The 11,102-nt window shown below is 42.9% G+C and carries 9 protein-coding genes and 1 pseudogene; 9 read left to right on the top strand and 1 reads right to left on the bottom strand.

Annotated features, from left to right (window positions below; genetic code table 11):
- Positions 1 to 116: 116 nt before the first annotated feature.
- The 9 genes from B3157_RS04610 to B3157_RS04570 all read left to right on the top strand — a co-directional run bounded on the left by B3157_RS04610 (position 117) and on the right by B3157_RS04570 (position 10,303).
- Entirely contained in the window at positions 117 to 1,121 is a 1,005-nt protein-coding gene (locus B3157_RS04610; protein ID WP_292589198.1) for a glycosyltransferase family 2 protein, read from the top strand.
- Entirely contained in the window at positions 1,118 to 2,239 is a 1,122-nt protein-coding gene (locus B3157_RS04605) for a glycosyltransferase (RefSeq protein WP_292589196.1), read from the top strand. The genes B3157_RS04610 and B3157_RS04605 overlap by 4 nt, the downstream gene beginning before the upstream one ends.
- A complete protein-coding gene (locus B3157_RS04600) occupies positions 2,240 to 3,106 on the top strand; it encodes a carbohydrate deacetylase (protein WP_292589194.1) in 867 nt (288 codons plus the stop codon).
- A 2-nt stretch (positions 3,107 to 3,108) separates the two neighbouring features.
- A complete protein-coding gene (locus B3157_RS04595) occupies positions 3,109 to 4,191 on the top strand; it encodes a CapA family protein (protein WP_292589192.1) in 1,083 nt (360 codons plus the stop codon).
- Positions 4,191 to 5,552, top strand: a complete 1,362-nt coding sequence (locus B3157_RS04590) for a phenylacetate--CoA ligase family protein (RefSeq protein ID WP_292589190.1) — start codon at positions 4,191 to 4,193, stop codon at positions 5,550 to 5,552. Before B3157_RS04595 ends, B3157_RS04590 begins: the two co-directional genes overlap by 1 nt.
- A 449-nt stretch (positions 5,553 to 6,001) precedes the next feature.
- A complete protein-coding gene (locus B3157_RS04585) occupies positions 6,002 to 6,634 on the top strand; it encodes a hypothetical protein (protein ID WP_292589188.1) in 633 nt (210 codons plus the stop codon).
- A gap of 59 nt (positions 6,635 to 6,693) precedes the next feature.
- The gene (locus B3157_RS04580) at positions 6,694 to 7,845 is read left to right on the top strand and encodes an ATP-grasp domain-containing protein (protein ID WP_292589186.1); all 1,152 of its coding nucleotides are present in this window, start codon (positions 6,694 to 6,696) and stop codon (positions 7,843 to 7,845) included.
- 65 nt (positions 7,846 to 7,910) lie between these two features.
- Positions 7,911 to 9,113 (top strand): glycosyltransferase, encoded by a 1,203-nt coding sequence (locus B3157_RS04575; RefSeq protein WP_292589184.1) that lies wholly within the window; start codon positions 7,911 to 7,913, stop codon positions 9,111 to 9,113.
- A 56-nt stretch (positions 9,114 to 9,169) separates the two neighbouring features.
- Entirely contained in the window at positions 9,170 to 10,303 is a 1,134-nt protein-coding gene (locus B3157_RS04570; RefSeq protein ID WP_292589182.1) for a glycosyltransferase family 4 protein, read from the top strand.
- 238 nt (positions 10,304 to 10,541) lie between these two features.
- Here B3157_RS04570 and B3157_RS04565 read toward each other — a convergent pair.
- A pseudogene (locus tag B3157_RS04565) lies at positions 10,542 to 11,015 on the bottom strand (S8 family serine peptidase); the annotation flags it as partial.
- Positions 11,016 to 11,102 lie beyond the last annotated feature (87 nt).

Genomic DNA, 11,102 nt, shown 5'->3' with positions numbered 1-11,102 from the left:
ATACAAATCGGCAAGAGAGGGAGCGCCAGTTATATTCGGATAATGTTTATCACGTCTATGGACAGAATCTTTCAGATAGAATGCATCGGGAAATGCTTTTTTGAAGCAGAGATGTGGTGAGGAGTTTGAAGCTTCCAAGGGTCTCGGTTATTATACCCGCGAGAAACGAAGAAAAGTTCATCGAGAGATGCGTTAAGTCATTTCTAGATTGCGACTACCCCGGAGAACTCATAGAGATAATCGTAGTTGATGGAATGAGTGAAGATGGAACAAGAGATATCGTGAACGAAATCTCAATACGAGACAACAGAGTATTGTTAATTGACAACGAAAAGAAGATAACTCCCGTTGCGATGAACTTAGGAGTGAAAGCTTCAACAGGGGAATACATATTCTTCAGCGGCGCACACAGCGAAATGCCATCTGACTACATCTCTAAATGCGTCCAGCATGCCATAGAAAGCGGTGCAGACAATGTGGGAGGAGTAGTGAAAACAGTACCCAGAGTCAAATCGTCCGTTGGGATAGCAATTTCGAAGGTTCTTTCCAGTCCGCTTGGGGTGGGAGGAGCCAAATTCAGGACGGGCGTTTGCAAACCCACAGAAGTAGATACTGTTCCTTTCGGTTGCTACAAACGAGAGGTTTTCGACAGAATCGGCTATTTCAATGAGCAGCTTGTTAGGAATCAAGACATAGAATTCAACTTGAGGTTGAAACGAGCGGGGGGAAAAATAATCCTCTTCGCTGACATTGAGCTTACCTACTATTCTAGATCGACTTTCAAAGAGCTCTGGAATAACAACTTTGGCAATGGCTTCTGGGTGATTGCGGGTTCTAGATATGCAAACATTCCGTTCTCATTAAGGCACTTAGCACCTTTAATTTTCGTATTGACACTGTTGATTGGTATCGTTTTCTGCGTGTTTTTCAGTATTGTGTGCATGCTTCTCTGGATAACTCTGGGTGTCTACTTGTTACTGATTCTGTATGAGTCTTTTAGTAGGGGAGAAAGCTTGAGTATTACACTTCTAATGATTTTAGCCTTTCCTATACTTCATTTTTCGTATGGAATTGGGTCGCTGTGTGCGATTATCTTTTCTGAGAGGGCAGCGGATTCATGAAGATCTGTCACATAACTACAGCTCACCCTGCTCTAGACGCAAGGATTTTCTACAACGAGTGTCAGAGTTTGAGTGCAAATGGCTATGATGTGGTGCTGATTGCACCAGGCGAAAGCAATTTTGAGAGAAGTGGAGTGAGAGTCCTTTCAATAAAGAGATCGAGGAGAGGACTTATTTCACGAATCGTAATGCCGTGGAGAGCCTTGCAGAAGGCTTTAAGAGAGAAAGCAGCGATATATCATTTCCATGATCCGGACTTCATTTTCGCTGCGCTATTCATGAAGTTACTGCGTAAGAAAGTGGTCTATGATGTCCATGAGCATTATGTGGAGGTGATTCCAGCGAGAATGGGAAGAAGGCCTGGAGGGTTGTTCTCAGCGATCCTGAGGTTAGTTCTTGAGACTATTCCTTCGAAGGCTTTCGATATGCTAGTTTTCCCAACTCAGTCTCTCTCAGAGGAGTATGGAAAGGCCAAGAGGAAGACCGTAATCATGAATCTCTTCCGTCTCGATAGTCTGGAAGAACATAGATCTGAAAGCAATGTCGGCAAGAAATATGATGTCATTCACCTGGGTACTGTTTCAAAACTGAGAATGAAGTTTATACTGGATGTCGTTTATCAACTTTCTCAACTGAGAAATGGTTTTACGTGGGTTTTTGTCGGTTTGTCTGCCGAGACAATTGAATGGGTTAAGTCGAGTAGTACGTACAGATCAATTCAAAGACACCTTGTATTGATGGAGAAAGTGGAACATTTGAAGGCATTGGAACTGGTGAGGTCATCTTCAGTAGGTTTCAATTATCATCCTCTAGAAAAGAGATTCCAAGTTGCAATTCCTATGAAGGTTTTTGAATATATGGCATATGGCTTGCCGGTAATAAGTACATCTCTTCCCGAACTGTCATCGCTTCTATGCGACCAGAAGGATTCAATCCTAGTCAAAAGTGATAAAGCCATAGACTACGCAGTCGCAATAAATAGCTTGCTCGATGACCCTGCTCGAATGGGCAGGATTTCGGCAGAAGCTCGACAAACTATTTTTGAGCGACTAAACTGGGAGAAGAGTGAAGAACCAAAGTTGCTTTACTCATATAGCAAGATTCTCGGAGGTAATTAGATGAAACGGTTGATTGTAAATGCCGATGGATTTGGTTTTACATTTGGAATAAACAAAGGGATTTTTGAAAGCGTTGCGGACGGAATCGTAACGAGCACTAGTTGCGTTGTCAATTTTCAAGCCATTGAAGAGGTTGGTAAACTTGCAAGTGAGTTCAAGCCCATAAGCATTGGAATCCATTTCAATCTCTCCGTCGGTTCCCCAGTTTGCAAACCCAAAGAGATTCCCTCTCTAATTAACGAAAAGGGCGAGTTCCATGGTGCCCACTTTTCTTCACTTATAATAAAAGGAAAGATAGTTGAAGAGGAAATGCTTAAGGAGCTTAGAGCACAAGCGAGGCTTCTCAAAAGCCAGGGGGTGAGAATCTCTCATTGGGATGGACACCAGAACAAGCATCTTTATCCACTTTTCTTCCGATGTGGGATGACTGTTGCAGAGGAGTTTGGGATTGAAGCAATTCGAACGCACAGACGCTATCTGTTTTCGTCGGAAAGCAAGAATCGCACGTGGGATTTAGTGAAGTACTATATATCTCATCCGAAGCAGATTGCGACGCATATTTACGCGAGAAGGAACACTAAAATGGCAGAGAAAAGCGGATTCAAAGCCGCTGATCGGTTGATTACACCTGCGTATCTTGATAGAAGCAAGAAGAGCAATCTCGAAACATGGGTCGCAATAATGAAAAGACTGCCCGAAGGAACGAACGAGATCTATTGTCATCCGGGTTATCCTGACGATACACTAAGGAAGTACGCAGTATATGTTGATGAAAGATTAGAAGAAGTCACTATCATGAAATCTGCTGAAGTCAAGAAAGCCGCCAGAGAAAACGGCGTGACATTGATTTCCTTCTGGGAGCTTTAGTTTTGAATTCCAACCAAAGAATCGGCTTTTGTGGAGATGTTATGCTTGCTCGGGGATTCCTGAAGGCTCAAAAAAGCAGAGCAATTGATTCCGTGTTGTCAAATGATATCTTGAGAAGTTTTTCAAACGTTGATTATGTGATTGCGAATTTGGAATCACCTATTAGCAGTGGCAATGAAAAGGTTGGCGACTTCTTCTTGCCTTTTGAACACGCTGAACTGCTTAAACATTTTGATTATTTGTCTCTTGCAAACAATCACATTTTCGATTGTGGTGAAACAGGTTTGGTGGAAACAATTGATACATTGAATGCATTGAATGTTGGATTTACAGGGGTTTACTCACGCTCGAAAGACTCTTTCTATCCAACAGTAATTACTTCCACTGCAGGAAATATTTCATTAGTCGGTTGCATAGAAGATTCTCTGTATCCGGAACTTGCAGAAACATCATTCTCAATTCTCAAGCTTTCTGATCTTCTGAATTCTATGCTCCTTGACGAACTTGAAAAGCGTGAAGATATAATCGCGAACGTTGTACTTCTGCATGCGGGCAAAGAGTTCACTCCATTTCCACCGAGGAAGCTAGTTGAATCTGCGAGACAGCTTTTGATCAAGGGAGCGGATCTAGTAATGATTAGTCATAGTCATTTCGCGAGTGGTTTTGAGCGTTTTGCAGAAAATGGAATGATCTTTTATGGTCTTGGCGATTTTATATTTGACGTTCCGGTATCAGGAAGAAAGACCTCAATCGTTCCTATATTTGAGATTTCCAAGAACGAATTATCATTCTCAGAAATAATATTCACAAAGAAGTCAAGCGACTTGACAGTGAACCTAGTTGAAGACAAAAAAGAGATCAGAAAGCTGAATCATAAGATCGAAAACTATAGCACTTTTATTTCAAAGAACCCTGGAGATTTGAGGATTAAAGTGATAAGCCAGCTGTATGTACTGAATTATCAAATTTCGAGAGTTATATGGATGATTAGAAGTGAAGGGCTCAGAACAACCTTTACGTTCTTATTAGATGTGCTGAAAAGATTAGTCAGAAAAGCATTCAAGCATTTGAGAGGCAAAGAATAATGAGTATTGTAGACGTCTACTCAAGACTACCCGCAGGATTAAGAGAGATGTTGGCCAATATCTATGCAAGAAGATTGCACAGAAAAAGGTTTGGCGGGGAATTTGGAAAGCTCCTCGAGTTTCTCGAGTACAGCCAGGATTGGAGCCGGGAAAGGTTAATGATCTTCCAATTAGAAAGGTTGCGAGAAGTCATAACAAACTCCTACGAAAATGTTCCGCACTTCAGGAAGCTGTTTCGAGATATCGATCTTCGACCCTCAGATGTTACTTCTCTAGAAATTCTGAAAGAGATTCCTATCATGACCAAAGAAATGATAAAAAGTGATCCTCGATCATTCATTAGCGAAAACATCAGAAGTATAAAAACGATCAAGGACTTCTCGAGTGGAACGACTGGAACAAAACTGGAATTCTTTCTGCCTCTAAGCCTTTACAGGTTGAATTTCGCTGCGCTCTGGCGATTCTATAGTTGGGCTGGAGTTCATCTGGGTGAAAAGAGGGTGACTCTGGGAGCTAGGGTAATTGGTGAGAGACCTCCTTACTGGATATACAATAAGAGTGAGCACCAGCTCTTATTGTCCATTCATCACCTGAATTTCAATACAATTTCATCCTATATTGAAAAGTTGACGGAATTCGAGCCGGTCTTCATCCAAGGGCACCCAACGGGAATCGAAATACTGGCAGATGAGATGTTGAGAAGAAGAGAGCAACTAAAGGCAAAAGCTGTCTTCACCACAGGTGAGACCCTTAGTGATACAGGTAGGGATAAGATCGAAAATGCTTTCGGGTGCAAAGTTTTTGAGTCCTATGGTGTCAGCGAATGTGTGGTTGCAGCGTTTGAATGTGAAAAGCACAATGGCTTACATGAGGCTCTTGAGTATGGTATCACAGAGTTGGAGAGTAGTGGTGAAGAAGGTTTCTATTCTGTAATCGGCACTTCTCTTTGGAACAATGCAATGCCGTTTATCAGATACAAAATCGAAGATCTAGTTGTGCCTTGCGAAAAAACTAGTTGTAGCTGTGGCAGAACCCTACCGCTTCTAATCAGGAAGGTGATCGGGAGGATTGATGACGTTGTATATGATTCAGAAGGTAATCCTGTGTTGCCGGTAACAATTCGTATGCATTTGAAACCGTTTTTGAAACCGTTTCAGAACTACCAACTTGTTCAGCTCAACAGACTGGAATTCGAGTTTAGATGTACCAGTTCTGACAACGATCAGAAGAAGGCTTTTGATAAGTTGCTGAAGCGCCTCTTAGGGAATAACATTGTGCTTAGAGTAAGTGAGGTCGCGGAAATTGAGAAGTCGGGAGGAAAAGTGAGAAACGTAATCAACATAACTGGGAAACCAAGCTAGAAATGAAAACTCTGGTAACTGGCTTTGGTCATCAGAAAGACGACAGAAGAGTTTCGAGAAGCGTTAGTGCTCTCAAGAAACCAGGTCGTGTTCATAATCAGTTTTGGAAGACCGCCGCAGATGAACAATCTGAGAAACCAGAAAATAGAGTTATTCTTCATTCTTTGTCGAGAGACCAAATGAGAGGATTTGGGAGATATGCAAAGAGGCTGAACTTTGATCGACAAGTGCTGTGTCTAGTCTCAGGACTGGATTATGATCTGGTTGTTTTTCACTTCTCTCTCGCTTTCTTGCAAGTAAAGGTATTCGCTGAGGCTAAGAAGCGGAAGAAAAAGATCGTATTCGATCTTCATGAAATTATGCCGGAGCAATTTTTCCCGGAGAGACTCTCTTTTCTAAATCCAGTTCTTTGGAAAGTGCTCAAAACGTAATTTTCTTTAGTGGATGGCGTGATTGGCGTTTCAGAAGAGGCTTTGAGAATGATGCTTGAGAAGACCATGATTGACAAACCTAAGTTATGCCTCCCGAACTATGCAGCAACTAGAGTCTCGCTAAAAACCTGTGTCAAGAACGCAGAAATCGCTGTTGTTGGAGGCACCCATAGAAAGATCTCGATAGATAGCAGTTTGCTGAACGAGATCAAGAGGAATTACAAACTGATCTCATTTGGCACAACCTGCAACATTGCCGATGAGCAGATTCCTTTCCTGGAATACGATTTCATGATGGACAGACTATCAAAGGCTAGATTCACTCTGCTCGCCTTTCAAAGCAGAACAGATCCGCAGTACGCAAATGACATATACTCATTGCCAAACAAGTTCTACGACTCTCTGACAGCAGGAACTCGCGTCATTATTGGCAAAAGATTCGTATCAATGAAAAAGATCGTTGAAGAAACGCAAACCGGCATTGTTCTTAATCTTCTTGAAGAACCGAAAGGGCCATCTTTGATTCAGAATGCTTTAGAGTCCTATGATTGCTATTTGGACAATCTCAGAGCAAATCATGATAAGTTTGTGTGGGATAATTCGAAAGAGGATGATTTTGTAGATTTCATCCCTGCTATTCTGAATAGTTGAGAACAAGAGAGTCTGAAATGACTTAACAGCAAATATGATAGATCATGAAGAGGTGTGAGTTGCTCACTAGGCTAAAGAGATACATGTCAATAAGGATACTGGGAAATCCCGATATTAGGAATCCAAGAGAAGATGATGTGGAGCTCTACAAACCTTGCGACGTTATCATTGATTGGCCTCGAGACAAGAAAAAACCATTTGTTGGATTAACGCGTGACATAAACGAAAACCCACACTGGACAAAATTCAGGAGGTTTTTGAAGAACAACGGTTTCGATTTTGAGATATTCGATTACCATCGCTCAGACTGGCTGGAAGTGGTAGAGAAGTTCGACCTAGTAGTATGGTCGCCCAACAGCGGTCCGGCGGAGCTGGAAGAGATAAAGAGAAAGATCTACATTCTCGAGAAGAAACTTGGTAAGAAATGCTTCCCAGATTATGAGACGGTTCTCTTGTGCGATGACAAGGTCTTCTTAACTTACTTATTGAAGATAAAGGGACTACCACTAGCCGATACGTTTATTTCAAACGATTTCGATGAAATTGAGGCAATGAAAGAAAACCTGACTTATCCGTTGGTATCGAAGCGATTTCACGGGGCAAGTTCAAGAGAAGTAACCTTGATCAGAAACCCACGTGAGCTATCGGCTTATTCTAGAAGGATTTTCTCATTCTATGGCATAAAGGCAAGCAATGCATACTTTCGTCAAAAAAACTATCTTTACCTGCAGGAATTCGTAGATGGAGATGGTCTTGACATAAGGGTAAATGTTGCTGAAGACGTAATCACAGGCTACTTCCGGAAACCCAGAAGAAACGACTTCAGAGCCTCGGGGAGCGGAGCCATCATAAAGGAGGACCTTCCTCTGGAAGCAGTAGAGATTGCTTTGAAGACGTATGACCTCATCGGTAAACCAATGTTAGGAGTCGACATGATGAGGGATAGAGAAGGGAAATACTGGATTATTGAAATCTCCCCGTTTATTGGAGTCATTACCCCCATTCAGATGAAAGTGGACGACATCCCCGGCTCTTATTTCCTTCTTGAGGATGGAACCCTCCAATTCACAAAGGAGACCTATTGGCCGCAGGAATTGGCTATGAAGAACTTCTTCGAGAGAAACTACCTCCTTCCCGAAGCTGAATGGAAAAGCAATCTAGTTCGTTCAGTAGTGTCCGAAAAGAAGCTCAAAAAGGGTTGTTCTGTCTGAAAGCTAGATAGGCAACGTGAATCAGTCGTATAAGTTATAAAGCCGATCGGATCAATGGTGAGTATATGAGTAGAGAGAAACCAAGCGTACTGATCTTTTCAGAAATGTTTCCTAAGCCGAAGAGTTCATCAAGTGGCGTCTTCATAGTCGAGAGACTTAAGGCTCTGGAAAACTTGGGCGTGCCTTTTGACTTCGCCCCAGTCTCCACATTTGACAGCCTGCCGATTAGGGTTTTGAAGAAGCTTAAGGGTTACTCTCCGTCTGAACCGGTAGAGTCGGTGCAGGTGAATCAGAAGCATTATCCCGTGTTAAATGTCTCTCTTGGCTTAAGAGATCGCATTGGGCTAATTAGGCAGGAGCCTAGTTCTTGGGTGAAATACGCTCAGGGTATGGCATCTGCCATTGAGAAGAACAAGAATATCGAAGAATACCGTTTGATTCACGCTCATAGAGTGTTTCCGGAAGGATATGCGGCTATGCGACTCTCTCAGAAGTATTCGATTCCCTACATAGTAACGGCGCACGGAGGGGAGATTCATTCTTTGTCGTATGACTTCCATACTCTGGTAAGAGAGATTCTTCGCAATGCTTCACGCGCAATCTTCGTAAGCAATGCTCTGATGAAAGATGCATGTGAAAAACTAGGTTACGACATGTCCAATGGGATTGTCATTCCAAATGGAGTAGATACCAACGTATTCAAACCTATGGATAAAGAAGAGGCAAGAAAGAAGTTGAGCCTGCCACTCGATAAGAAAATCGTGGGTTTTGTTGGTACCCTAATTGAAGTGAAAGGCGCAGATAGACTTCCAGCAATCGCGCGTGAGCTATTGAAGCTCAGATCGGACGTATTTTTCTTCATTGTAGGAGACGGTCCTTTATTGAAAACGCTACGAGAGAAAATGCCCCGGGACATTTCGCACTTCGCCGGAAGATTAGAATATGGTCTCATGCCAATGGCTATGAATTCAATCGATGTCCTTGTTGTGCCTAGCAGGAATGAGGGTTTCCCAGCAACGATTCTTGAGGCAAGAGCATGTGGAGCATGGGTTATCGGTACCGAGGCCGGTGGCGTAGCCGAGGCGATAGATTCGGATGGAATAGGCGGCATTGTTGGTGAAGACATTGAGAAGAGTCTCTCTGAAGCTATTAACAGCTCACTTGAAAAAGGTTTGCACTTAGCTAGTTCTACAAGAAGATCTAAGATTCCTTCTTGGGAAGATATGATTGAAGAAGAAGCGAAAGTTTACTGGGGGTGTATGGGATAAAGGTTGCGTTAGTCTCTTCAGACAACTCCTCAATTGTGCATCATGGTGGAAAACATGTGTACCAATCCTTATTGGAAAAGTTTCTTTTACGTAGCAATATCGATGTAAGAACCTTCTACCCTGGTTCTTCACACTACCAAATAACTATGCTTAGAGGACTAAACCTTGCATTCAAATACGGTTTGCTAAGATTTTGGGATTCGTTCGAAAGAAGCAGAGTAAAGATCGCAGACTTGAGAAGCTATTTTCGAAAACTTGATCTGAAAGATGAAGATATTGTTCATTGCCAAGACGTCGTTTCTGCCTCGAGCGTCAAATGCAGCAACAAGGTTGTGCTAACTGTGCACGGCTACTTTGCTTATGAGTCTTTGGCAAGAAACTTCGTAGGCAAAGAGTCCGATAAAGAAACAGCAATAAGACGTCTTCTTGAAATTGAGGAAGAAGCCTTCAGAAAATCCAGTCATATCATTTGTATTGACAAAGAAAGGCAAAACTATGTTGTTGAAAAATTCAAAATCCCTTCAGATAGAACCACAGTACTGCATAATGCAGTAGATACAGAAAACTTCTCCCCTGTCACAGATGAACAGAAAAGAACTATAAGAAATGAGCTCGGCTTGCCAGAAGACAAGACAATGGTACTAATTGCTTCGAGGTTCTCTCCAGAAAAAGGGATTGTTTATGCGGTGAAAGCTGCATCAATGATGAGACACAATAGTGACATTTTCTTTATCTTCGCAGGAGGAGGTCCTGAACGCAAAAGTATTGAATCTGTTGCAGAAGGTCAGGAGAACATTATGATTCTTGACTCTATACCTCACGACCAGCTCAGCGCGTTCTTCAGGGCAACTGATATAGTCCTTGTCCCGTCTATCACATACAATAACGTTCGTGAGGGTACATCGATGACCCTTCTTGAAGGCATGGCTTGCGGGAAGATAGTAGTTGCATCATGTGTTGGAGGAATGGCTGAAGTTATTGAAGACGAGTATAACGGTTTTCTTATTGAGGAGGGAAGCGGAGAAGCGATTCGTGACAAGCTTGCCGAGTTGAGCAATAGAATTTCCGATTATTCGGTTGTGGGTAAGCGTGCGCACAAAACGGTCTTGGAAAAACACTCGTTCGCAACATATGTCGATAGGTTGATTGGAATATACAATAGCTGCCTCATGCTAACAAGCAACTCATGAAGACAAGCGAATTTCCAAACACAAACCCCGCAAAAAAGCCAACGAATATTACCCCTTTTCCAGGGAATGAACAGCACTTGGCAAACAGATCTTTGGACAACAAAGATTCACCTGAAGCCCTTTTCAAGCCGGGAAATGATCGTTGCCATACAGACCTTCTCTTCGTTACATCAAAGGCAATTAATAGAAGCGGAAATGCAGTACCTGAAACTAACCCCTCAAAACACTCCATCGTTCGTTACTTGTCATAAGCATTTTCTGGAAACTTCGTATCCCAGGTGTACCCAGCTGGTGTGACGTCTGTGACCACGGTCGAATAGGTACCAGACGGCGCGTTGACAACGGTAAATTTGGCAACACCCGCCGTGTCTGTCGTGATTGTCCCACTGTAGTATGGTGAGCTGCCTTCGTTAAGATAGACTTCTATAGAAACACTTGCGCTAGCTACAGCTGGATTGAGGTGCACAGAAACGTACATATGCTTGGCATTTCTGCTCAATGAATAGCCGATATTGGAGACTGTTACTGTACCGGTTTGGGGAGTAGTCCCAGAGGCCGCTTGAACCGCGAGATCAGCCATTACCAGTCCGTATCCCTGATGCTCCTGTTTTAGCCCCAGATTCTCTGCCGTTTGCTGAAGAATCGATCTAACCTCAGCGTTGGAAAGCTCAGGTTTTGCCGCAAGAACAAGCGCCGCCACTCCAGCGACATGAGGCGATGCCGACTTCGTCGGGCAGAAGAACCGCTGGACGCCAGAAGTTCGCTGTACGCTTTAATACATGGTTCACCGTTGACCGTT

Origin of the sequence: Mesotoga sp. UBA5557 (assembly GCF_002425715.1) — a bacterium.
Classification (GTDB): Bacteria; Thermotogota; Thermotogae; order Petrotogales; family Kosmotogaceae; genus Mesotoga.
The sequence above is the reverse complement of the archived record's forward strand: the minus strand, read 5'-3'. Positions and strand labels throughout refer to the sequence as shown.

Excerpts from the sequence above, each read along its gene's own strand:
- B3157_RS04605 (WP_292589196.1), top strand. The coding sequence starts at position 1,118 with ATGAAGATCTGTCACATAACTACAGCTCACCCTGCTCTAGACGCAAGG.
- B3157_RS04600 (WP_292589194.1), top strand. The coding sequence starts at position 2,240 with ATGAAACGGTTGATTGTAAATGCCGATGGATTTGGTTTTACATTTGGA.
- B3157_RS04590 (WP_292589190.1), top strand. The coding sequence starts at position 4,191 with ATGAGTATTGTAGACGTCTACTCAAGACTACCCGCAGGATTAAGAGAG.
- B3157_RS04575 (WP_292589184.1), top strand. The coding sequence starts at position 7,911 with ATGAGTAGAGAGAAACCAAGCGTACTGATCTTTTCAGAAATGTTTCCT.